The organism is Thetidibacter halocola, assembly GCF_018224955.1.
Taxonomy (GTDB): Bacteria; Pseudomonadota; Alphaproteobacteria; order Rhodobacterales; family Rhodobacteraceae; genus Thetidibacter; species Thetidibacter halocola.
The window spans coordinates 459,229-479,963 of sequence record NZ_JAGTUU010000002.1 but is presented as its reverse complement, the minus strand read 5'-3'; the positions used below and the strand labels follow the sequence as shown (position 1 = coordinate 479,963).

Annotated in this window: 24 protein-coding genes and 1 tRNA gene; 13 read left to right on the top strand and 12 right to left on the bottom strand. The window is 66.6% G+C overall.

Features of this window, described 5'->3' with window-relative positions:
- Positions 1–11: 11 nt before the first annotated feature.
- Positions 12–1,460, bottom strand: a complete 1,449-nt coding sequence (locus KB874_RS06520; RefSeq protein WP_346346515.1) for an aldehyde dehydrogenase family protein — start codon at positions 1,458–1,460, stop codon at positions 12–14.
- A 148-nt stretch (positions 1,461–1,608) separates the two neighbouring features.
- On the opposite strand from KB874_RS06520, the gene KB874_RS06515 reads away from it, so the two are divergent.
- Positions 1,609–2,517 (top strand): helix-turn-helix domain-containing protein, encoded by a 909-nt coding sequence (locus KB874_RS06515; RefSeq protein WP_212535740.1) that lies wholly within the window; start codon positions 1,609–1,611, stop codon positions 2,515–2,517.
- A gap of 7 nt (positions 2,518–2,524) precedes the next feature.
- Here the strand turns inward: KB874_RS06515 and epmA are convergent, their stop codons facing one another.
- Positions 2,525–3,562 (bottom strand): EF-P lysine aminoacylase EpmA, encoded by a 1,038-nt coding sequence (gene epmA / locus KB874_RS06510; protein WP_212535739.1) that lies wholly within the window; start codon positions 3,560–3,562, stop codon positions 2,525–2,527.
- Positions 3,563–3,660: 98 nt separating this feature from the next.
- On the opposite strand from epmA, the gene efp reads away from it, so the two are divergent.
- A complete protein-coding gene (gene efp, locus KB874_RS06505; protein WP_212535738.1) occupies positions 3,661–4,227 on the top strand; it encodes an elongation factor P in 567 nt (188 codons plus the stop codon).
- A gap of 193 nt (positions 4,228–4,420) precedes the next feature.
- Here efp and KB874_RS06500 read toward each other — a convergent pair.
- From KB874_RS06500 to KB874_RS06485, 4 genes are all read right to left on the bottom strand, one after another.
- A tRNA-Thr gene (locus tag KB874_RS06500) sits at positions 4,421–4,496 on the bottom strand.
- Positions 4,497–4,541: 45 nt separating this feature from the next.
- Positions 4,542–6,029 (bottom strand): heme biosynthesis protein HemY, encoded by a 1,488-nt coding sequence (locus KB874_RS06495; protein ID WP_212535737.1) that lies wholly within the window; start codon positions 6,027–6,029, stop codon positions 4,542–4,544.
- Between the two features lie 11 nt (positions 6,030–6,040).
- Entirely contained in the window at positions 6,041–7,498 is a 1,458-nt protein-coding gene (locus KB874_RS06490; protein WP_212535736.1) for a COG4223 family protein, read from the bottom strand.
- A 62-nt stretch (positions 7,499–7,560) separates the two neighbouring features.
- Positions 7,561–8,295, bottom strand: coding sequence for a uroporphyrinogen-III synthase (locus KB874_RS06485; protein WP_212535735.1), 735 nt, complete (start codon positions 8,293–8,295; stop codon positions 7,561–7,563).
- A 73-nt stretch (positions 8,296–8,368) separates the two neighbouring features.
- Between KB874_RS06485 and tsaD the strand changes: the two genes are divergently transcribed.
- The 4 genes from tsaD to KB874_RS06465 are packed head-to-tail and all read left to right on the top strand — an operon-like array spanning position 8,369 to position 11,087.
- Positions 8,369–9,451 carry a tRNA (adenosine(37)-N6)-threonylcarbamoyltransferase complex transferase subunit TsaD gene (tsaD, locus tag KB874_RS06480; protein ID WP_212535734.1) on the top strand — a complete coding sequence of 361 codons (1,083 nt, stop codon included), beginning with the start codon at positions 8,369–8,371 and terminating at the stop codon, positions 9,449–9,451.
- Complete coding sequence (locus KB874_RS06475) at positions 9,448–10,398, top strand: NAD(P)H-dependent glycerol-3-phosphate dehydrogenase (RefSeq protein ID WP_212535733.1); 951 nt, start codon at positions 9,448–9,450, stop codon at positions 10,396–10,398. The genes tsaD and KB874_RS06475 overlap by 4 nt, the downstream gene beginning before the upstream one ends.
- The gene (locus tag KB874_RS06470; RefSeq protein WP_212535732.1) at positions 10,399–10,668 is read left to right on the top strand and encodes a YciI family protein; all 270 of its coding nucleotides are present in this window, start codon (positions 10,399–10,401) and stop codon (positions 10,666–10,668) included.
- Positions 10,668–11,087, top strand: coding sequence for an EVE domain-containing protein (locus KB874_RS06465; RefSeq protein ID WP_212535731.1), 420 nt, complete (start codon positions 10,668–10,670; stop codon positions 11,085–11,087). The genes KB874_RS06470 and KB874_RS06465 overlap by 1 nt, the downstream gene beginning before the upstream one ends.
- A 4-nt stretch (positions 11,088–11,091) precedes the next feature.
- Here KB874_RS06465 and KB874_RS06460 read toward each other — a convergent pair whose 3' ends face one another.
- Positions 11,092–11,523 carry a hypothetical protein gene (locus KB874_RS06460; protein ID WP_212535730.1) on the bottom strand — a complete coding sequence of 144 codons (432 nt, stop codon included), beginning with the start codon at positions 11,521–11,523 and terminating at the stop codon, positions 11,092–11,094.
- 59 nt (positions 11,524–11,582) lie between these two features.
- On the opposite strand from KB874_RS06460, the gene KB874_RS06455 reads away from it, so the two are divergent.
- Positions 11,583–11,978 carry a DUF1761 domain-containing protein gene (locus KB874_RS06455; protein ID WP_212535729.1) on the top strand — a complete coding sequence of 132 codons (396 nt, stop codon included), beginning with the start codon at positions 11,583–11,585 and terminating at the stop codon, positions 11,976–11,978.
- A 255-nt stretch (positions 11,979–12,233) separates the two neighbouring features.
- Here KB874_RS06455 and KB874_RS06450 read toward each other — a convergent pair whose 3' ends face one another.
- Positions 12,234–12,575: a DUF2853 family protein gene (locus KB874_RS06450; RefSeq protein ID WP_212535728.1), complete on the bottom strand. Its 342-nt coding sequence runs from the start codon at positions 12,573–12,575 to the stop codon at positions 12,234–12,236.
- Between the two features lie 198 nt (positions 12,576–12,773).
- Between KB874_RS06450 and KB874_RS06445 the strand changes: the two genes are divergently transcribed.
- Positions 12,774–13,379, top strand: coding sequence for an HD domain-containing protein (locus KB874_RS06445; RefSeq protein WP_249200293.1), 606 nt, complete (start codon positions 12,774–12,776; stop codon positions 13,377–13,379).
- 102 nt (positions 13,380–13,481) lie between these two features.
- Positions 13,482–13,943: a DsrE family protein gene (locus KB874_RS06440; RefSeq protein ID WP_249200292.1), complete on the top strand. Its 462-nt coding sequence runs from the start codon at positions 13,482–13,484 to the stop codon at positions 13,941–13,943.
- A 148-nt stretch (positions 13,944–14,091) separates the two neighbouring features.
- Here KB874_RS06440 and KB874_RS06435 read toward each other — a convergent pair whose 3' ends face one another.
- Positions 14,092–15,123 (bottom strand): GlxA family transcriptional regulator, encoded by a 1,032-nt coding sequence (locus KB874_RS06435; protein ID WP_212535727.1) that lies wholly within the window; start codon positions 15,121–15,123, stop codon positions 14,092–14,094.
- A gap of 262 nt (positions 15,124–15,385) precedes the next feature.
- Between KB874_RS06435 and KB874_RS06430 the strand changes: the two genes are divergently transcribed.
- Positions 15,386–15,979 carry a LysE family translocator gene (locus KB874_RS06430; protein WP_212535726.1) on the top strand — a complete coding sequence of 198 codons (594 nt, stop codon included), beginning with the start codon at positions 15,386–15,388 and terminating at the stop codon, positions 15,977–15,979.
- Between the two features lie 261 nt (positions 15,980–16,240).
- Here the strand turns inward: KB874_RS06430 and ahcY are convergent, their stop codons facing one another.
- Positions 16,241–17,641, bottom strand: coding sequence for an adenosylhomocysteinase (gene ahcY, locus KB874_RS06425; protein ID WP_212535725.1), 1,401 nt, complete (start codon positions 17,639–17,641; stop codon positions 16,241–16,243).
- A 167-nt stretch (positions 17,642–17,808) separates the two neighbouring features.
- Between ahcY and KB874_RS06420 the strand changes: the two genes are divergently transcribed.
- The 3 genes from KB874_RS06420 to KB874_RS06410 all read left to right on the top strand — a co-directional run bounded on the left by KB874_RS06420 (position 17,809) and on the right by KB874_RS06410 (position 19,390).
- Entirely contained in the window at positions 17,809–18,234 is a 426-nt protein-coding gene (locus tag KB874_RS06420; RefSeq protein WP_212535724.1) for a hypothetical protein, read from the top strand.
- 125 nt (positions 18,235–18,359) lie between these two features.
- A complete protein-coding gene (locus KB874_RS06415; RefSeq protein WP_212535865.1) occupies positions 18,360–18,923 on the top strand; it encodes an HD domain-containing protein in 564 nt (187 codons plus the stop codon).
- Positions 18,920–19,390, top strand: a complete 471-nt coding sequence (locus KB874_RS06410) for a GNAT family N-acetyltransferase (RefSeq protein WP_212535723.1) — start codon at positions 18,920–18,922, stop codon at positions 19,388–19,390. Before KB874_RS06415 ends, KB874_RS06410 begins: the two co-directional genes overlap by 4 nt.
- Before the next feature lie 8 nt (positions 19,391–19,398).
- Here the strand turns inward: KB874_RS06410 and KB874_RS06405 are convergent, their stop codons facing one another.
- Positions 19,399–19,953, bottom strand: coding sequence for an ActR/PrrA/RegA family redox response regulator transcription factor (locus KB874_RS06405; protein ID WP_212535722.1), 555 nt, complete (start codon positions 19,951–19,953; stop codon positions 19,399–19,401).
- A gap of 80 nt (positions 19,954–20,033) precedes the next feature.
- Entirely contained in the window at positions 20,034–20,651 is a 618-nt protein-coding gene (locus KB874_RS06400) for an SCO family protein (RefSeq protein WP_212535721.1), read from the bottom strand.
- Between the last annotated feature and the right edge of the window lie 84 nt (positions 20,652–20,735).

Sequence of the window (20,735 nt, the reverse complement as noted above, 5' to 3'; positions counted from 1 at the left end):
TGCAGCGGGGTTCAACGGCCCAGCCGGTCTGGCGCGGGTTCGTCCCGCTCCGTTCTCCATTGCACTTCGGTGAATTCCTCGACAGCGGCATGGCCGCCGAACCGGCCATAGCCGCTGGCCTTCATGCCGCCGAAGGGCATCGCCGGGTCGTCGTAGACGGTCGAGCCATTGACATGCACGATCCCCGCCTCGATCTGGCCCGCCACGGCGCGCGCACGGTCCAGGTCGGCGCCAAAGACCGAGGCCGCCAGCCCGAATTCGCTATCATTGGCAACGGTCACGGCCTCGTCCGCGTCGGCCACGCGGATCACGCCGACCACGGGGCCGAACACCTCTTCGTCGTGCAGCCGCATCCCGAAGGCGACGTGATCCAGCACTGTGGGCTGCATCGCGGTGCCCACGGCCTCGCCGCCGGTGACCAGCCGTGCGCCACGCGCAACGGCATCCTCGATCAGCCCGCGCAGGCGCGTCACCGCCTCAGGACTGATGACCGCGCCCAGCGGCCCTGCCCCTGCGGCGAGATCGGCGCGCAGGCGTTCGGCCTCGACCCGCAGGCGGTCGACAAAGGCGCCGGCCACGGCCTGCTCGACCACGATCCGGTCGGTCGACATGCAGACCTGCCCCTGGTTGAAGAAGGCACCATGCGCCGCCGCCCGCGCCGCACCGTCCAGGTCGGCATCGGCCAGCACGATCATCGTGCCCTTGCCCGACAGTTCCAGCAGGCATTTCTTGAGATGCCGCGCCGCCATCACCGCGATCTCGCGCCCAACGCGCGTCGATCCAGTGAAATTCACCCGCCGCACAGCCGGATGCGCGATCAGCGCCTCGACCACCGCATGCGCGTCCTCCGGCGCGTTGGTGACGAAATTCAGCACCCCGTCGGGTAACCCCGCACGCATCAGCGCCAGCACCACCGTTTCATGCGTCTTGGGGCAAAGCTCCGAGGCCTTCAGCACGACCGTATTGCCCAGTGCCAGCGGCGCCGCCACGGCCCGCACCGCCAGCGTCACCGCCGCGTTCCAGGGCGCAAGGCCCAGCACCACGCCCGCAGGCCGGCGGCATAGCGCATAGCGCATGCCCGGCGCTGCCGAGGGCGCGGCGCGTTCGCCGACTTCGGTCGCGAGGCTCGCGGCCTGTCGCAGCATGGCGCAGGCGACATCCACGTTGAAGCGCACCCAGCCGGGCGCTGCGCCCAGTTCCTGCCCGGCGGTGGCAACAAGGGTTTCGGTCGCTTCGGTCAGCCGGTCGGCGGCAGCGCACAGACAGGAAGCGCGCTGCTCGGGCGGCAGGGTCGACCAGTGGGGAAAGGCGGCGGCGGCAGCATCCGCGGCGCGCTCGGCCTCGGCCGGGCTGCACGCGGCCGCACGGGTCACGACCGCCCCGGTCAGCGTGTTGCGCCGGTCCCAGGATGCGGCGTCGGGTCCGGCCACGGCCAACCCGCCAATGATGCCATTGGCCACGAACAAGGGCGTCCTCCCCAAACTGCCTTGTCTCGACTGCGGATGGCACAGACGCCCTCCCGGCCTGCGCTGACTTAGAGTTCGCTTGACGCAGGGCAAAGTAAATGTCGTCATGTGGGAAAGTACTAGCGATTTGCGGGAAAGTCGCATGCCACATACACGATCCGGTGGCCTTGCCGATGCCGAGGACACGCCGGTCCGCGCCGAACGGTTCCGCGCCGCGCTTCAGACGCGGGTGATCGGGCGCGTGGGAATCGAGGGACCGCAGAGCTTTCGCGCGCTGCACCTGGAACGCGGAACCGGCCGGTTGCGCCGCCAGGACGAGGATATCGCCTTTGTCGGCCCTGTCTTGGCGTGGTTCCCCTGGACCGAGACACAGCGGGTCGAACTGGGCGCCGGCGCGCAGGGCACCCACCTGATGCTGGGCTCGGGCGCGCTAGAACGCGCCCTGCGGCAGAAACCCGAGGCCGCGCAACTGCGCCTGCTGGCGGGCAGCCCTGCCCTTCTGCCGCTGGGCCGCTCGGACGAGACGCGCCAGGCGGTGCGCTCCTGCGTCGACGGCATCCTTGTCGAGACGGCGCGCGCGGGACTGATGGGCGGGGCGGTGATCGACTCGCTGCTGCACGTGCTGCTGGTGCTGCTCTATCGTGACCAGCCACAGGCCACGCGGGCCGAGGCGGGTGGTGCCCGGGCACTGGCCACCCGCTTTACCGCGCTGGTCGAAAGCCATTTCCGCGCGCACTGGACGGTGCAGCGCTATGCCGCCGCGCTGGGCATCTCGCGCGACCGGCTGAACGACATCTGCCTGCGGGCCTATGGACGGACACCCGGCGCCCTGATCCGCGCCCGGCTGTACCAGGAGGCGCGGCTGTATCTGGAAAACGCGCCGCTGTCGCTGGACCAGATCGCGGCGCTGCTGGGCTTTTCCGGCACCGCGCAGTTCAGTCGTTTCTTCAAGGCGCAGGGCGGTCTGCCGCCCGGGCGCTATCGCGCCTCGCTGCGCGGCGCCGAGGGCACAGTGCCGATGGTGCCCACCGCGCCTTATGCCTGGCCGTGACCCATCATCAGCAGAGCGGCGCCCACATCACGTCCTCGATGCGCGGCGCGGCATTGGCCAGCATCACCAGCCGGTCGAAGCCCAGCGCGATCCCCGAGGCGTCCGGCATGATCGCCAGCGCGTCGAGGAAATCCTCGTCCAGCGGATAGCGTTCACCGTAGACGCGGTGTTTCTCGTCCATTTCGATCTCGAAGCGGCGGCGCTGTTCGACCGGGTCGGTCAGCTCTCCGAACCCGTTGGCCAGTTCGACGCCGCAGGCATAGACCTCGAACCGCTCGGCCTCGCGACTGTCGTCGGCACAGGCCCGGGCCAACGCCGCCTCGACCGCTGGGTAGCGGTCGAGAATGGTCAGCCGACCGTCGCCGAGGTTCGGCTCGATCCGCTCGACCAGCACGCGCGAGAAAACGTCGGACCAGGTGTCACCCGCGGCGCTGCGGATACCCGCCTGTGCCGCGGTTTCGGCCAGCGCCGCGCCATCCGCCGCACCATCGGACCCCAGCGTCGCCAGCAGGTCGATCCCGGCATGAAGGCCAAAGGCATCGGCCACCGACAGGCGCTCGAACGGCGCGAAGGGATCGCAACTGCGTTCCCCGAATCGCAACTCGGCGCTGCCCGCCGCCGTGCAGGCCAGTTGCGCCATCCGCACCACATCCTGCATCAGCACGGCGTAATCCTCGCCCGCGCGATACCATTCCAGCATGGTGAATTCCGGGCTGTGGCGCGGCCCGGCCTCGCGGTTGCGCCAGACATGGGCAAAGGCAAAGATCCTCGGCTCGCCCGCCGCCAGCAGCTTTTTCATCGCGAATTCCGGCGAGGTGTGCAGATACATCGGATGCACCACGCCGTCATTGCCGATCCGGCTGGTGGCAAAGGCATGCAGATGCGCCTCGTTTCCAGGGCTGACCACCAGCCCGGGTGGGTCCACCTCGACAAAGTCGCACTCGGCCAGAAAGCCCCTTATCGCCGTCTGCGCCCGGTTGCGCGCCAGCAGCGCCGGGCGCCGGTCGGCGTGCCGGTCCGGCAGCCACCACGGAGAATCGCTCATTCCGTCCACCTCGTTACTGGAATTCCGGTTCGAGTTCGTATAGGCCCGGCCCGACCCGGCGCCTATCGCGCCCAACGCCCATCGACAAGGTTCCACCGATGAAAGTCATCGCCTCCTCCCTCCGCAAGGGCAACGTCGTCGAACTCGACGGCAAACTGTATGTCGTTCTCAAGGCCGAGAACTTTCACCCCGGCAAGGGCACCCCGACCACTTCGGTCGACATGCGCCGCATCTCGGACGGGGTGAAGACCACCGAACGCTGGAAGACGACCGAGCAGGTCGAGAAGGCCGATGTCGACGAACGCGAATGGGATTTCCTGTATGACGACGGCGAGGGGTATCATTTCATGAACCCCGAGACCTATGACCAGGTGGTCGCGACCGAGGACATCGTGGCCGAGGCCGCCACCTTCCTCGAACCGGGGATGAAGGTTTTCCTGCAAACCTTCGACGGCCTCCCGATCGCCATCACCCTGCCACAGCGGACCGTCGTCGAGATCACCGAGACCGAGCCTGTCGTGAAGGGCCAGACGGCCTCGTCCAGCTACAAGCCCGCGATGACGAATGTCGGCGTGCGGGTGATGGTGCCGCCGCATATCGGCGTGGGCACCCGCGTGGTCATCAACACCGCCGATTCCAGCTATGTGGAACGCGCCAAGGACTGACCCTCCGTGCCGTTCTGCCGGTCAAGCAAGCGCCTGCCATCCCCCTAAGGTGGCGGGCTTTTTGCTGGGCGGTAGCGGCGGATCGACACCGCGAGACACGACCCGGAGGATATGATTTCTGGCCACCGCCGCCCGCAACGACCGCTTGCCCGGCCCAAGGACCTTGCCGCAATCAGGGTTTTTTTTCGGGAAGTGGTGCCGGTGAAGGGACTCGAACCCCCGACCCCATCATTACGAATGACGTGCTCTACCAGCTGAGCTACACCGGCACTGGTGGGCGGCCTGTTAGCACCGAGGCCGCCCGAGGGAAAGACCTATTTTGCCTTCTCTTCGACGGTTTCCGCGTCCTCGATCTCGGTCTTCGACGCAGGAGCGGAATCGGCCTGTGCCGGGGGCTTGGCCTCGGCTTCGCCCGACTTGTCCTCGATTGCGCCGACGATCAGCGGCAGCATGCCGGCACCGCCGGGCAGCGCCGTCTCGGATTGCGGCGGGGTCGTCCAGCTGAGCGTGTCGAAGGCGCCGCAGTTGGAACAGATCGGCGTCCAGTCGGCATGGATCGTGTGGCACTTGTCGCAGACCCATTGCGGACCGCGCGGTGCGGTGAGCGCGCGGGCCAGCCAGCCGCGCACCACTGCCTCGGACGCGCCTTCACCCTTTTCGACGGCGGCCATGATCGCCAGCACACGCGTATCGGGTTCATGCTCGGCCAGGTCGCCCAGTGCGCGTCGGGCGGCGGGAAAATCCTCGGCGGCGAGGTTCAGTTCGGCCTTGAGCAGGCGCGTCTCGCGGTGGTCCGGCTTGATCGCGGTCAGCATGCCGAACCGGCGCACGCGCTCGGCCGGCGTCTCGGTCGGCTCGATCTCGGCGAAGGCCGCGGCGAGGTCCGGATGCGGCTGCGCTTCCCAGGCCTTTTTCAGGACGCGGATCGCGTGGCGCTTTTGTCCCTGGGCGATATAGCCGCGGGCGGCCATGGCGGCGGCGGGCACCAGGTCGGGCGAACTCTTGTTGGCCGCGATGGCCGCCTCGCGCGCCTCGATGGTCTTGGTCTCGTCGATCACGTCCTTGGCCTGGCTCAACGCCAGAACCGCGTCACGCCGCTTGTAGACATCGCGCGGCAGGGCGCCGTGCTTCAGCTTGGCAGCCAGGGTCTTGCGGGCCCCCTCGTAATCGGCCTTCTCGGCCTGGAGGCGCAGCAGCACGTCCTGCACCTCGGTATGCTTTGGCTTCAGCGCAAAGGCGCGCTCGGCCAGCTTCAGCGCGGTGTCGGTATCGCCCGCAGTCAGCTTCTGCTTCATCAGGCCGCGCACCCCGACAAATCGGGTATCGCTGTTCTGGAGCAGGCGCTTGTAGACCTCTTCAGCCTTGCGGTTGTCGCCTGCCATCTCGGCCGCCTGCGCGGTCAACAGGTCGGTCAGTTCGGGTCGGTGCAGATACTTGTCCGCCTTCTGCGCCTTGGCCATGGCGAGGCGCGCCTCGCCACTGGCCAGCGCCATCATGCCTTCGGACAGGGCCTGAAAGCCCTTGCGCTCGCGGTTTCGGTCGAAATAGCGGCTGAGCGCGGTCTCGTCCCCGTTGATGAAGCGGATAAGCGCCACCAGGAAACCCGCCAGTTTGAAGAAGGCATAAAGCACGACCACCAGCACCAGCGCGGCGATGACCGATTGTAACGGACCCAGAGTGTACTCGGTACCGGCGACCGTGACCTGCACGCCGCCTTCGCTTTCCATGAGATAGCCCGCACCCAGGGTCAGGGACGCGACCATCGCGACGAAAAGAACGATCTTGATGAGAGACCAAAGCATGATGTCGACCCTTATTCTTCGTTCAGTTGCCGCGCGATGCCGGCCAGCGCGTCATCCGCGGCCTGTCGCGCCTGGGCCTGGGCGACCCAGGCAGCCATGGCCGCCTGTCCCGCTTCGGGCAGGGTTGCGATTTCCGCGAGCGCACCGCCAGTATCGCCCGAGCGCAGCGCGGCCTCGGCCCGTGACAGGACAGCGTCCGTGCTGTCGCCGTCGCGCGGCGTGACCGAGCGCGCGCCCAGCGCGCCTTTCAGGAAATCGCCCAGCGATTTTTCCCCGTCCGAGGTGCGCGCCGACGCCAATGCAGCGCGGGCAGCCTCGGGGAAGCCGTCCATCAGTTCGGCCAGTGTCGGCACACCCTCGCCCGCCGAGGTGGCCAGCGTTTCGGGAACCTCGACGCCGCTTTCGGACAGGACCGAGAGCGGCGCGGCAAAGCTCTCGCCTGCCTGCATGGCTACCGTCATCTCGGCCAGGGCCGCGCGGGCGCGCGCCAGTTCAGCCTTGAGCGCCGCAGAGCTTTCGGCCGCGACCGCGTTGGCCGCCAGCGCTTCGATCTCCTGCCGCTGGCGGGTGATCTCGTTGCGCAGCGCCTCGAACTCACGCTCGTAGGCGGCGATGGCCTCGGGGCCGACGGCCTCGACGACAGGCGCCTTTTCCAGCGTGACGAGCCGCGCGTCGATCTCTGACAGGCGGCCGTCCAGCGCGGCCAGCGCATCGCGCAGACCGGCGGTTTCGGCGGTGGCGGCCTCGATCGAGGCGGTCAGCGGGGCAAGGTCGATCCCGCCCACGGCCGCCTCGGTCGAGTCGATCCGGGCGCCGAGCGTCTCGATCTGACCGGATTGCGAGGCCAGCGCGTCGCGTGCTTCCTGCTGGAACGGATCGGGAGCGGGTTCGGGCAGAAACGGCAGGCGGACATCGGTGAATTGCGCGGCGCCAAAGCCCAGAACTGCCGCGACAGCCCCGCCCAGAAGCATCGCGCCGAAGCCGCCCTTGCGCTCGACCACGGTCTCGCGGATGACCTCGGGCTTGGCGGCGGCGGGGGGCGGCGCAGAGGAGTCCTGCGAAGACAGCATGTCGTCCGCCTCGGCCGAGGCCACGTCATCGCCATCCTGCGCCAGCGGGATCTCGTCGGCGGCATCGCGCGCCGCGATCTCTCCGTCAGCGTCAGCGGGCCTGTCGGCCTCGGCGAAAACGGTGTCGGAATCATTGGCAGGGCTGTCCGCGCCTTCGGATACCGTATCGGACCTCTCCGGCGCCGTATCACCCGTGTCGGCGGCGGGGGCCGCATCAACCGTGTCGGCGGCCGGCTCAACCATCGGCGCGGCAGCCTCCGCGGCGGCGCCGTCGGGCTTGTCCGGCTCTGCGTCCTGCGTGACGGCGGTCACCGATTCGGTGCCTTCGGCGCCGGTTTCGACGTCGGTCTTTTCAACCGGGTCGCCGTTCGTGGTCTTGTCCCTGGTCTTCTTTGCCACCCTGAGCCACCTTTCGAACCGTATCGTCAATCCTGATAGACACCATTCGTGTCCAAAAAAGTTTACACCCTGCCGGGCTCCGCCTCAAGCCCGGCGGCAAGGCCCAGCAATTCGGCAGTCGCATCCAGCATCGCGCCCGAGTCCGGGTGCGACGCCACTCTTAGCCCCCTTATATGCGTCGTCGGGAAGGCCTTGACCACCGCTTCGCTCATGGCCGCGACAAGAAGCGGCGCTTTTATGGGCCATTTGCCGAGGATAGCGGCGCTACGTGGCGAAAAGAGCGGGGCGACGACGGGTCTTTCGCCAGCCAAGACAGCGCGCGCTGCCTCGGTCGGGTCCCGTTCCGGCTGATCGTAGATCACCGCTTCGTCCACCCTCAGTCCGGCGGCGCGCAAGCGGTCGGCCACCGCGCCCCGGCTATACGTCCCGCGCAGGTGCAGCAGCCGCCCGTCGGGGCGCATCGCGGTCAGCATCGCCACCAGCGCATCCGCGTCGCCCGAGGCAGAGCGCGCCTCCATTCCCTCGGAACGCGCCGCCCGCGCGGTCGCGTCGCCCACGGCAAAGACCGGAAGATCGGTCCGCCCGCCCAGCGCGCGCCACGCCGCCACGCCCTGTGCGCTGGTCACGATCAGCCCCGCGACACCCTCTGAATCGGGCAATGGGCCAATCGGCCGGATCTCGAGCACCGGACTGACGATGGCCTGAAACCGCGCACCTCGATCCCGCAGCGCCACCGCGAATCCCTCTGACGCCGCCTGCGGACGGGTCAGAAGAAGAAGCGGCGCTAATTCGGTCATGCCCTGAACCCGGGATTGTGAGGCAGCGTATCCGGTGGTAGCTGCTGAGGCCATGTTTCGCAACGACAAGAGCATGGCTGCCGCCCCCCTGATCCTCGGGCTGGAAAGCAGCTGCGACGATACCGCGGCCGCCGTGCTGCGCGGCCGAGCCGTGCTGTCTTCGGTCGTCATGGGGCAGAACGCCCTGCATGAGGCGTTCGGCGGCGTCGTGCCCGAGATCGCGGCCCGCGCCCATGCGGAACGGCTGGACCTTTGCGCGGAACAGGCGCTGGACGAGGCTGGCGTGACGCTGGCGCAGGTCGACGCCATCGCCGTCACCGCCGGGCCGGGGCTGATCGGCGGCGTCCTGTCAGGCGTGATGACGGCCAAGGGGCTGGCAACGGCGCTGAACGTGCCGCTGATCGGGGTGAACCACCTGGCAGGCCACGCGCTGACGCCGCGCCTGACCGACGGGCTGGCCTTTCCCTATCTCATGCTGCTGGTCTCGGGCGGACATTGCCAGTTTCTGGTTGTGCGCGGGCCGCAGGATTTCACCCGGCTGGGCGGCACGATCGACGACGCTCCGGGCGAGGCGTTCGACAAGACCGCGCGCATCCTCGGCCTGCCGCAGCCCGGCGGCCCCTCGGTCGAGGCCGAGGCGGCCATGGGCGACGAGACGCGCTTTCGCCTGCCGCGACCGTTGCTGGACCGCGAGGGCTGCGACCTGTCCTTTTCCGGGCTCAAGACCGCGATCCTGCGGCAGCGCGATTCGCTGGTCGAGGCGCAGGGCGGGCTGCACGCACAGGACCGCGCCGATCTCTGCGCGGGGTTCCAGGCGGCGGTGCGCGACGTTCTGGTGGAAAAGACGCGCCGCGCCATCGCGGCCTACCTGTCCGAAACCCCGGCCGAGCCTGCCTTTGCCATCGCGGGCGGGGTCGCGGCCAACCAGACCCTGCGCGCGGCGCTGGAGGCCCTCTGCGCCGACGCGGGCCTGCGCTTTACCGCGCCGCCGCTGGGGTTGTGCACCGACAATGCGGCGATGATCGCGTGGGCCGGTTCGGAACTGCTGGCCCTCGGCGTCACCCACGACATGACCCTTCAGGCCCGCCCCCGTTGGCCGCTGGACCGCGACGCCGCGCCACTGGTCGGCCACGGCAAGAAAGGCGCCAAGGCATGAGTGTGGCGATCCTCGGCGGCGGTGCCTTTGGCACGGCGCTGGCGGTGGCGCTGTCGGCCAACGGGCCCGTGACGCTCTGGGCGCGTGAGGCCGCGCCGCTGATCGCCACGCGGCAAAGCCCGCGCCTGCCCGGCGTCACCCTGCCCGAGACCGTCACCGTCACCGGAGACCTGGCGCAGGCGGTGAGCGCCGAGACGATCCTGCTGTCGGTGCCGATGCAGAGCCTGTCGGGCCTTTTAGCGCAGATCGACGACCCGCTGACAGGCAAGGCGCTGGTGGCCTGCTGCAAGGGGATCGACCTTGCAACGCTCGAAGGGCCTGCAGCGCTGATCGCCCATGCCAAGCCTAAGGCGACAGCCGCCATCCTGACCGGCCCCAGCTTTGCCACCGACATCGCGCACGGCCTGCCGACCGCGCTGACGTTGGCCTGCGCCAGTGAGGCGCGCGGCGCGGCGCTTCAGGCGCAACTGTCCACGGCCACTCTGCGGCTGTATCGCAGCAGCGACGTAACGGGCGCGGAACTGGGTGGTGCCTTGAAGAACGTGATCGCCATCGCCTGCGGCGCCTGCATCGGGTTGGGGCTGGGCGAGAGCGCCCGCGCCGCGCTGATGACCCGCGGTTTTGCCGAGATGACGCGCCTTGCCACGCGGCTGGGCGCGCGGGCCGAGACGCTGGCGGGCCTGTCGGGCTTTGGCGACCTTGCTCTGACCTGCACCTCGGACCACTCGCGCAACTACCGTTTCGGCCGGGCGCTGGCGCGCGGCGAGACCATCGACCCCGCCGTGACCGTCGAAGGCGCCCGCACCGCCGAGGCCGTGGTCGCCCTGGCCGAAAGGCTGGGTGTCGACATGCCCATCGCCCGCGCCGTCACTGCCATCGCCCATGACGGGCGCCCCGTTCCGCAGGCCATGCAGGACCTGCTCAACCGCCCCCTCAAGGAGGAATGAATGCTTATCGCCCTGATCGCCCATGACAAGCCCGGCCATTTGCAGATCCGCAAGGACAACCGCGACGCGCATCTCGACTATATCAAGGCGACCGGCGTCGTTTCGCAGGCCGGCCCGCTGCTGGATGCCGCCGGCGAGATGTGCGGCAGCCTGGTGATCCTCGACGTGGCCGACATGACCGCCGCCGAGGCCTGGGCCGAGGCCGACCCCTATGCCCGCGCGGGGCTGTTCGACGAGGTCAAGCTGATCGCCTGGAAGAAGGTGATCTGATGAACTACTGGCTGTTCAAGTCCGAACCCGACGCCTGGTCCTGGCAACACCAGGTGGACAAGGGCGACGCGGGCGAGGAATGGACCGGCGTACGCAACTACCAGGCGCGCAACTTCATGCGGCAGATGGGCCTCGGCGACCGGGGCTTCTTCTATCACTCGCAGACCGACAAGGCGATTGTCGGCACGGTCGAGGTGATCGCCCTGTCCCATCCCGACAGCACCACCGACGACCCGCGCTGGGACTGCGTCGACATCAAGGCGCTGGAGGCAGCGAAGACCCCGGTCACGCTGGAGACGATCAAGGCCGACCCGAGGCTGGCCGGGATGGTGCTGGTCAGGAACTCGCGCCTGTCGGTGCAGCCTGTCACCGAGGAGGAATGGCGCATCCTCTGCGGTATGGCCGGGCTCACGCCCTGACTCCTCAGCCGCGCAGAGCGGGAGGCACCCGGGACAGGTTGAGCCAGCGCAGCGCCTCGTCGCGGTCGTATGTCACCATCGCCTCGATCCCGACCGTGGCGAGCAATTGTTCATACATCCGGCCCAGGCCGAAGCCAACCTCCGATCCCGCATGGATCGCGACCCGCACGTGCAGCCCGTGCCGCTCGGTGGCGCCCTGCGCCCGGTTCCGGGTCTGCATGACATCGGCAAAACCAAGGTCGAACCCCGTGGCATCGCGCAGGTCGACAAACCCCAGTGGCTGGGCACCCGCGCCGTCGGGTGGAAAGGCCGAAAGGGACGCCGCGCTGAGATCGGCCGCCGAGACCGTCCCGCTGGCACGCACCCACCGCAACCCGAGTTCCGGGAAAGTCGAGACATCTACCGGCATTCCGTCGGGTCCACCTGCATCCTTCATGGCGACTTTTCCGAAATCGGGATACGCTGGCAAGAGCAGGTTAATCGGGAATGCAAGACATGGGGATCATTTCGGTACTCGCCGCGGCGGCCGCGGCCTGGATACTGGGCGCCGTCTGGTACATGGCGCTTGCCACCCCCTGGATGGAGGCGGCCGGCGTTCCCCGCGATGCGCAGGGCAAGCCCGCGAACGGCGCCAATCCCCTGCCTTTCGTCCTGTCGGCGCTGTGCATGCTGCTGGTGGCAGGCATGATGCGCCACATGCTGAGCATGTCGGGCATCCAAGGCGCGGGCGCCTCGGGCGTGACCGGGCTGGGTGTCGGTCTGTTCTTCATCGCGCCGTGGATCCTGATCAACAACGCCTACGCGATGCGCCCCTTCCGGCTTACGCTGATCGACGGTGGATACGCGGTGTTGGGATGCACCCTGATCGGGATCGTGCTGGGCCTGCTTTGACAGGGACAGGGTGACGGGGGGCACGGCGGCAGAGATGCTGCAAAAAACGGAAAAGGGGCCCGGACTGGACCGGAACCCCTTTTCGCCCCACGTGCTCCCACGCACCACACGCGACACCTGGATCGGGTCCGGCCCTACTGGCTCGGTTTCCTTGACCCTAGCCGCATGGCGCATCCAGAGCAAACCGGATTTGCCCGCAATTTGAGGCGATTGCCGCGGAACGGCGAGTGGGGCCGGTCGCCCGGCCCGCCGAACTCAGCCGTAGACGGCTTCCTTGCCGAAATGCTTGGTCAGCATGTAGTAGACCACGGCGCGATACTTGTTGCGCTCGGACTTGCCGTAGATCTCGACCACCTGGTTGATCGCGTCCATCAGCTCGGGGCCGTCGGCGAGGCCCAGCTTCTTGACGAGGAAATTGTTCTTGACCGTCTCAAGCTCGCCCGGCTGGCTGGCCGCCACGGTCGAGGAATCGTCATTATAGATCGCCGGGCCGCAGCCAATGGTGACCTTGGTCAGCAGCGCCATGTCCGGCTCCATCCCGCACTTGTTCTTCAGATCGTCTGCATACTTGACGATCAGCTCGTCCCGTTTTCCCATGTCCCGGCTCCCTGTCTTCGGTTTTCCTGTCGAAGGCCCTCTCCGGCCTTGCACGCATGGTTACCGGCAATCCGGCTGCTGACAACGAAAAAGGACGCCGAATTACGCCGTTTTGGCGGGATTGCCACAGCGGCTGTCGGAAAACCGCGTGCATGACCGCGCCCCGCCGCGCAGCCTGACCACAAAGGGAGACCCGCCATGACCGACCCGGATACCGTAAGCTTCACCACCATGAAGGATGGCACGCGCGAGGATTACGAGCTGCTTGCGCGGCTCGAGAAACCCTTTCTCGCGCTCACCGCCGACCGCGTTCTGGACGAATTGCGGCGCGCCGGCGAGACCTCGCTCGAAGGTTACCGGATCACGCGGCTGGATCACGGACTGCAATCCGCCACGCGCGCGGAACGGGACGGCGCCGACCTCGACTGGATCGTGGGCGCGCTGTTGCACGATATCGGCGACGGGCTGGCGCCGCAGAACCACGACCGCCTGTCGGCCGAGGTGATCCGCCCCTTCGTGCGCTGGGACGTGGCCTGGGTGGTCGAGCATCACGGCATCTTCCAGATGCTCTATTACGGCCATCACTACGGCTGGGACCGCAACGCGCGCGACCGGTTCCGCGACCACCCCTGTTTCGACAGCTGCGCCACCTTCTGCGAGCGCTGGGACCAGTCTAGTTTCGACCCCGATTACGACAGCCTGCGGCTGGAGCATTTCGAACCGATGGTGCGCGCGGTCTTCGGTCGAAAGGCGCATGATCCGGCGGTGATCCGCGAGGGGTTCGTCTCTGCCCTGCCGGCGTGACCGGCCAAAAGGGTTGATTTGCGTCGCCCGGGACCGCACCATGCGAACATGCGAATGTTTGCAACCAATGCAGGCGCGCATGTCATCTCAGGGAGGAGACGCATGAATATCCTGACGAAACTGACGGCCATGCTGGCTGCCGCGCTGCTGTTCGTCGCGGCCTTTGCCGCGCCGTCCTTCGCCGAAGGCTATGGCAAGCAGAAGGTGGTCTATCACATCAACTATGACGGCGGATCCGAGTCGAAGGCCTACAAGGGTGCGCTGCGCAACATCCAGAACCATATCAACGCAGTCGGCGCGGAGAACATCGAGGTCCGGGTCGTGTTGCATGGCAATGGCGTGGACCTGCTTAAGAACGCAAAGTCCGACGAGGGACTGAAAGGCACCGTGACCTCGCTGAAGGGTCAGAAGGTGGCGTTCAACGTCTGCAACAACACGCTGGTGGGCCGCAAGATCAGCTACGAGAACGACCTCTACGATGTCTGGGACAGCGACATCGTGCCGTCGGGCGTGGCCGAACTGTCCAAGCTGCAAATGGAAGGCTTTACCTACATCAAGCCCTGACCACGGCGGACAGGAAACGAAAAAGGCCCGGCGATCCCGGGCCTTTGCTATTCCGGGAGGGTCCGGGCGTGCAAGGAAACACCGTTTGGTTCGCCGGAATGGTCGTCGATCCCGGCGAGATCGGCCACCAACCGGCAGGCGCCCTCCGCTACCAGGCCGACTTGCCGTTGACGAGGTTCTCGAGGTCCATCCGCAACCCGTCCTCGATCCGGGGCGTGCGGCCGGGACCCTGCTCGGCGCTGCCAAAGTTCTTGCGGTACTGGTTCGGCGACACGCCTAGCCGACGGGCAAAGGCCCGACGCATCGACGTGGTCGTGCCGAACCCGGCCTTGAATGCGATCATCTCCATCCTCTGGGTCGACACTTCAAGCAGGCGCCGGGCGATGTTCAGTCGCACGTCCTCGATATACTGCGACAGGGTCGTTCCGGTGACCGCCGCGAAACGCCGACCAAGCGACCGCTTGCTCATTCCGGCAACCGTCGCGAGGCTTTCGAGCGAAAGATCCCCACCCGGGTCTTCCCATATCCGTGATTGGACCTTCCGTATCTGCGGATCCTCAGTCGCCTCGGCCAACAACTGCGAACTGAACTGGGATTGCCCGCCATCCCGTCGCAGGACCAGCACCATGAACCGCGCGATATCGAGGGCAAGCGCGCGGCCCTGGTCCCTTTCGATCAAGGCCAGCGCAAGGTCCACGCCCGCCATCATCCCGGCCGAGGTCCAGAACTTGCCAGATTGGACAAAGATGGCGTCCCTGTCGACTTCCGTGGCCAGCCCGGGTTCGGACTGAAGCCGCATCGCTTCCAGCCAATGCGTCGCGATCTTGCGCCCCTCGACGACGCCGGACGACAGCAGCACCGTCGAGCCGGTGCAGACCGAGCCCATGCGCGCGCAGCGCGGCTCGAGGCGCTGCAACCACGCCAGCAGCGCCGCGTCTTCCGAGGCGGCAAAGCAGCCCGGGCCGCCTGCGACCAGAAGCGTGTCGATGCGGTCGGGCAGATCGGCACAGCTGCATGTCGGCTCCAGCTTCAGAAAGCCGCCGGCGACCGGGACAGGCACCCCGTCGACCGAGGCGGTGATCGGTTGGTAAAGCCGCTGTCCGGTCAGGAAATTCGCCAGCCCGAAGACCTCGAGCGGGCCTGACACATCGACCGAAGCGACCTGCGGATACACCAGCATCACGACGAACCGGGGGGCGGAAAGAAGATCGCGGCCATTCATTAACTGCACTTCGTTTATTGGTTTTGAAATAAACTTGCACAAATCATAACCGGCTCGATGCGTCAGCCAACCTTTTTTCGGCAGAACGCTTGACGCCAAAGTAAAGACACTTGCTGCCAAACGGGCTTCGGGCGCTTCGCGGAAATCGCCCGTCGTGACATCGTCGATTCCCATTGAACGTCGATATTGCGGATTGGAGTGCGCTGTGGAGACCTCCGCATTGCTGACCTACATGGCGACGCTGGCGGCGCTTACCCTCACTCCGGGGCCTCTCGTGGCCGTGATGGCCGCACGCGCCGCAAGCGCGGACCGGTCCGGGGCCTGTGCACTGGCCGTCGGTATCTGCCTGGGCGACATCCTAGTCATCGTCGCGATCTGTGCCGGCCTAGGCATCTGGCTCGAGGCGCGCCCGGAAGTCTTCGATTTCTTCAAGTATGCCGGCATCGGGTTTCTATTGTTGATCGCCCTCCGCATGTGGCGCAGCACACAGGTGTCGACGGATCATCCTGCCGGTGTAACCGGCATCATCGCGTCCGGCCTTGCCGGGTTGTCAATCTGCCTGAGCAGCCCCCAGACCCTTGTGATCTACCTGGTACTGCTTCCGCAGGTCACCGACATCACGAGGATCGGCATGGCCGAACTGATTCCGCTTGTCCTTGCCACCTCGGTCGCGCTGTTCGGCGTGTTCCTCGTGGTGATCCTCATGGCCGAGATCATCCAGCGGGCCTTGAGGTCGGCAGCCGGTGTCGCCGTCTGGAGCCGGGTCATGTCGTCGTCGGTGGCGCTTTCGGCCGTCTGGATCGGCCTGCAGTAGACCAACCCGCCAAGCGGACCCGATCCGCAACCCTTCGCCGGGCGAAGGTATCCGGCCCCCGGGACCCTCGTCGGCGCACGGGACATATGGACATCGCCTTGGCGCGAAACCCGGCACGCCAGCCCTGCGCCTGGGCGCCCTTGTTTCACGGGCTTCTGCCCGCGCTCTTTTCGCCAAAGGAAAAGGCGGCGCCCGCATCGGGACGCCGCCTTGTCTTTCTCGATCCTCGCGCCGCCACGCGGGCGGTGCCCGCAAGACCGGTCAGTAGCGGTAGTGCTCGGGCTTGAACGGGCCTTCGGGCGTCACGCCGATATACGAAGCCTGCTCGGTCGAAAGCTGCGTCAGTTTCACGCCGATCCGCGCCAAGTGCAGGCGGGCGACCTTTTCATCCAGATGCTTCGGCAGGATGTGCACGCCGTTGGCATAGTCGTCGCCCTTGGTCCAAAGCTCGATCTGCGCCAGCACCTGGTTGGTAAAGCTGGCCGACATCACGAAGGACGGATGCCCGGTGGCGTTGCCGAGGTTCAGCAGGCGGCCTTCGGACAGCAGGATGATCCGGTTGCCCGAGGGCATCTCGATCATGTCCACCTGTTCCTTGATGTTGGTCCACTTGTGGTTCTTAAGCGCGGCGACCTGGATCTCGTTGTCGAAATGGCCGATGTTGCCGACGATGGCCATGTCCTTCATCGCGCGCATGTGCTCGATGCGGATCACGTCCTTGTTGCCGGTCGTGGTGATGAAGATGTCGGCGGTGTCGATCACGTCTTCGAGCGTGATGACCTCGTAGCCATCCATCGCCGCCTGGAGCGCGCAGATCGGATCGACCTCGGTCACTTTCACGCGGGCGCCGGCACCGCTCAGGCTGGCGGCCGAACCCTTGCCCACGTCGCCATAACCGCAGACCACGGCGACCTTGCCCGCCATCATCGTGTCGGTGGCGCGGCGGATGCCGTCGACCAGCGATTCCTTGCAGCCATACTTGTTGTCGAACTTCGACTTGGTGACGCTGTCATTGACGTTGATCGCCGGGAAGGGCAGCTGGCCCTTCTTGTGCAGCTCGTAAAGGCGATGCACGCCGGTCGTGGTTTCCTCGGACACGCCCTTGATCGCCTCGCGCTGCTTGGTGAACCAGCCCGGGCTGGCCTCCAGCCGCTTCTTGATCTGGTTGAACAGGCAGACCTCTTCCTCGGAAGTGGGCACGGCGATCAGCTCGGTCTCTCCGGCTTCGACCCGCGCACCCATCAGGATATACAGGGTCGCGTCGCCGCCGTCGTCGAGGATCATGTTGCAGGTGCCACCCTCGCCGCCGAACTGGAAGATCTTGTCGGTGTAGGTCCAGTAATCCTCCAGCGTCTCGCCCTTGATGGCAAAGACCGGCGTGCCGCCGGCCGCGATGGCCGCCGCCGCGTGGTCCTGCGTCGAGAAGATGTTGCACGAGGCCCAGCGCACATCGGCGCCCAGCGCCTTGAGCGTTTCGATCAGGACGGCGGTCTGGATCGTCATGTGCAGCGATCCGGCGATCTTCGCGCCCTTCAACGGCTTGCTGGCTCCGTATTCCTCGCGCAGCGCCATCAGGCCCGGCATCTCGGTCTCGGCAATGTCCAGTTCCTTGCGCCCATAATCGGCAAGCGAAAGGTCTTTAACGATATAGTCGGTGCTCATAACGGCGTCTCCCTTGGAATAATCCGGTTGGTTTGGCGTTAGCAGCTTTGATTTGGCCGGACAATGGCACCGCATGGAGACGGTGTGTTTTTCCTGTCGTGCGCTTTGAGGATCGGCACGAATGCGTTAGCATTATGCGTCAGCCATTTCAGACATAGGTCATCCCCATGAAATTCGTTCAGGCAAGTCTTTCCCTCGCCCTCCTCCTCGCCGCCGCAGGCCCGCTTGCGGCACAAGAGATCGTCGCCAGCTACTACGCGGCGCTGGGCGCGCAGGATTATCACAACTCGCGCGGCGCGCGGCTGGGCAACTTCGCCGCGGTGATCCAGCAGGACCGCGCCAACTTTCACCGTTTCGGCTGGCGCGACCCGCAGGACGAGGGCGACCCGATCTTTGGCAGCCGCGAGATGCGGTCCAGGATACCGGAATTGTTTGACGCGGGCGACAACGGCTGGTGGACGCGCCAGCCGCTGCGCGTGCCAACCGGCCGGCCACTGGATGCAGAGGTGCTGGTGTTCATCTGCGCCACCCGCGGCAGGATCTCGTACATCATCGTCGACCATGCGAATGGCGACGGGCACAGGGGTTGCTGATTACCTTGTGGGCACGGGCCGTACGGTGCCGGAAGTGGGATGCAAACGGCAAGGCGTCCTGCTAAGGCTTCGGAACGCAACAAGAGGATCCGACCTTGCCCACACCACCCCGCGCCTGGCAACGCATGCTGTCGGGCCGCCGGCTGGACCTGCTGGACCCGACGCCGGTGGACATCGAGATCGCAGACATCGCGCATGGGCTGGCCTTTGTCGCCCGCTGGAACGGACAGACGCGCGGTGACTATGCCTATTCCGTGGCGGAGCACTCGCTGCTGGTGGAGACGCTGTTCGGGCGGCTCTGCCCGAATGCCACCGCGGCTGAACGGCTGACCGCGCTGCTGCACGACGCACCCGAATACGTGATCGGCGACATGATCAGCCCGGTCAAGGCCGCGGTCGGACCGGGATACGAGGAACTGGACAAACGGCTGTCGGCGGCGATCCACATCCGCTTCGGCCTGCCCGCCGTGACGCCGGCGAAACAGAAGAAGCAGATCAAGAAGGCCGACCGCATCAGCGCCTGGATGGAGGCGACGCAGATCGCCGGGTTCACCGAGGCCGAGGCCGACCGCTTTTTCGGGCGGCCGGATGCCGGTGTCACGCAGGGCCTGGCAATCCGCCTGCGCCCGCCAGTCGAGGCGCGCGAGGAATACACCACCCGCCACGCCGAATTGCTGGCGCAGCTATGATCGCCGTTCGCAGCATGCAGGCCCGCGATGTCGCCGACTGCGTCGCCATCGTGAACCACATCATCGCCCTTGGCGGGTCAACCGCCTACGAGACGCCCTTTTCCGGGGATGGGTTCGCGGCGCATTACCTGGGCGAACCGCCGGTCAGCAATGTCGTACTGCGAGGTGAGCGGATCGTCGGCTTCCAGGCCGCGTTCGATGTCGGCGACGGGCATTATTCCATCGGCAGCTTCACGGACCGCCGCGCCCCGGTGCGCGGCGCCGGGCGGGCGCTGTTCGACAAGACGCTGGCCGACTGCCGGGCGCGGGGCGGCGTCGCCATCCTGGCCAAGATCACCGCCGACAACGCCGCGGGGCTGGCCTATTACCGGCGCATGGGCTTCGAGGACTGGCAGGTCTGGCCGAATGACCACACCCGTCAGGACGGGTCGATGGTGGACCGCATCGTCAAGCGGTTCGCCCTGTAGCCCTCCGCTCAGCGCGGCGAGCGCTTGGCGAGGATGCGTTGCAGCGTACGGCGGTGCATGTTCAGGCGACGCGCGGTTTCCGAGACGTTGCGGTCGCACAGTTCATAGACCCGCTGGATGTGTTCCCAGCGCACGCGATCCGCGCTCATCGGGTTTTCCGGCGGCGGCGGCAGGTCGTCGGTTTTGCACAACAGGGCGTTCACGATGTCGGTGGCGTCGGCGGGCTTTGACAGATAGTCGGTCGCCCCGATCTTGACCGCCGCGACGGCGGTGGCGATCGCGCCGTAGCCGGTCAGCACCACCACCCGGGAATCCGGCCGCTTGTCCCGCAGCACCTCGACCACGTCGAGACCGTTGCCATCCTCCAGCCGCAGGTCGACCACCGCATAGGCCGGCGGCCGGGCAGTGGCGATGGCGGTGCCGGCGGCGACCGATCCGGCCGTCTCGACCTCGAAGCCGCGCTTTTCCATCGCCTTGGCGAGTCGTTTCAGAAAAGGTTCGTCGTCATCGACCAGAAGCAGCGACCTGTCATCGCCTAGATCATCAACCGCGCGTTCCGACAAAACTTTTCCTCCCGGCCATCTGCCTGTTCGGGAAAGTATTAGTCTGCGGGCGGGCAGTGGTCAAACGCCATGTCAATGCGTCACTGTGCCGATGCGTCGATGAAACAGGCGGTGCGGTCGGCCATTTCCTGCGGCGTCGCCTCGCGCCGGAAGTAATCGACGAAGCCGACCTCCGGCAGGACCAGATAGGTGAAGGTCGAATGGTCGACGAGATAGTATTCGTCGCTCTTGTCCTGCGCGTTGTAATAGGTCCGGTAGGCCTGGCTGGCGGCCTTGACCTGTTCGGCGCTGCCGGTCAGCCCCACCATCTTCGGATGGATGTTTGCAGAGAAATCGCCCACCGCGTCGGGCGTGTCGCGGTCCGGGTCGATCGAGACGAAGACCGGTGTCACGCTGTATCCGCGCTCTGCCAGAAGGTCGACCGCATCGGCGTTGCGCACCGTGTCGAAGGGACAGACATCGGGGCAGAACGTGTAACCGAAATAGATCAGCGACGGCTCGGTGATGACGTCGGCATCGGTCACGGTCTGTCCCTGCGCGTTCACCAGTTCGAAAGGCCCGCCGATCTCGCCCGCCACGGCGCCCTGTCGGCACTGGGCAAAGGCGTCTTCGGGCTTGCCGCCCGAGGTGATGAACCAGACACCGCCCACGAGGGCGAGGATCGCGACGCTTGCGGAAAGGGCTGCCAGCCGGGTCATGGTCTCTCCATATCTGTCGTTGAATGCGCGTCGGGCGGGACATAACAATGACAGCAGGGCATTCAAGCGGGACGAAAAGGCGCA

Coding starts and splice junctions, on each gene's coding strand:
- KB874_RS06515 (WP_212535740.1), top strand. CDS start 1,609: ATGCCACATACACGATCCGGTGGCCTTGCCGATGCCGAGGACACGCCG.
- epmA (WP_212535739.1), bottom strand. CDS start 3,562: ATGAGCGATTCTCCGTGGTGGCTGCCGGACCGGCACGCCGACCGGCGC.
- efp (WP_212535738.1), top strand. CDS start 3,661: ATGAAAGTCATCGCCTCCTCCCTCCGCAAGGGCAACGTCGTCGAACTC.
- KB874_RS06495 (WP_212535737.1), bottom strand. CDS start 6,029: ATGCTTTGGTCTCTCATCAAGATCGTTCTTTTCGTCGCGATGGTCGCG.
- KB874_RS06485 (WP_212535735.1), bottom strand. CDS start 8,295: ATGACCGAATTAGCGCCGCTTCTTCTTCTGACCCGTCCGCAGGCGGCG.
- tsaD (WP_212535734.1), top strand. CDS start 8,369: ATGGCTGCCGCCCCCCTGATCCTCGGGCTGGAAAGCAGCTGCGACGAT.
- KB874_RS06475 (WP_212535733.1), top strand. CDS start 9,448: ATGAGTGTGGCGATCCTCGGCGGCGGTGCCTTTGGCACGGCGCTGGCG.
- KB874_RS06470 (WP_212535732.1), top strand. CDS start 10,399: ATGCTTATCGCCCTGATCGCCCATGACAAGCCCGGCCATTTGCAGATC.
- KB874_RS06465 (WP_212535731.1), top strand. CDS start 10,668: ATGAACTACTGGCTGTTCAAGTCCGAACCCGACGCCTGGTCCTGGCAA.
- KB874_RS06460 (WP_212535730.1), bottom strand. CDS start 11,523: ATGAAGGATGCAGGTGGACCCGACGGAATGCCGGTAGATGTCTCGACT.
- KB874_RS06455 (WP_212535729.1), top strand. CDS start 11,583: ATGGGGATCATTTCGGTACTCGCCGCGGCGGCCGCGGCCTGGATACTG.
- KB874_RS06450 (WP_212535728.1), bottom strand. CDS start 12,575: ATGGGAAAACGGGACGAGCTGATCGTCAAGTATGCAGACGATCTGAAG.
- KB874_RS06445 (WP_249200293.1), top strand. CDS start 12,774: ATGACCGACCCGGATACCGTAAGCTTCACCACCATGAAGGATGGCACG.
- KB874_RS06440 (WP_249200292.1), top strand. CDS start 13,482: ATGAATATCCTGACGAAACTGACGGCCATGCTGGCTGCCGCGCTGCTG.
- KB874_RS06435 (WP_212535727.1), bottom strand. CDS start 15,123: ATGCTGGTGTATCCGCAGGTCGCTTCGGTCGATGTGTCAGGCCCGCTC.
- ahcY (WP_212535725.1), bottom strand. CDS start 17,641: ATGAGCACCGACTATATCGTTAAAGACCTTTCGCTTGCCGATTATGGG.
- KB874_RS06420 (WP_212535724.1), top strand. CDS start 17,809: ATGAAATTCGTTCAGGCAAGTCTTTCCCTCGCCCTCCTCCTCGCCGCC.
- KB874_RS06415 (WP_212535865.1), top strand. CDS start 18,360: ATGCTGTCGGGCCGCCGGCTGGACCTGCTGGACCCGACGCCGGTGGAC.
- KB874_RS06410 (WP_212535723.1), top strand. CDS start 18,920: ATGATCGCCGTTCGCAGCATGCAGGCCCGCGATGTCGCCGACTGCGTC.
- KB874_RS06400 (WP_212535721.1), bottom strand. CDS start 20,651: ATGACCCGGCTGGCAGCCCTTTCCGCAAGCGTCGCGATCCTCGCCCTC.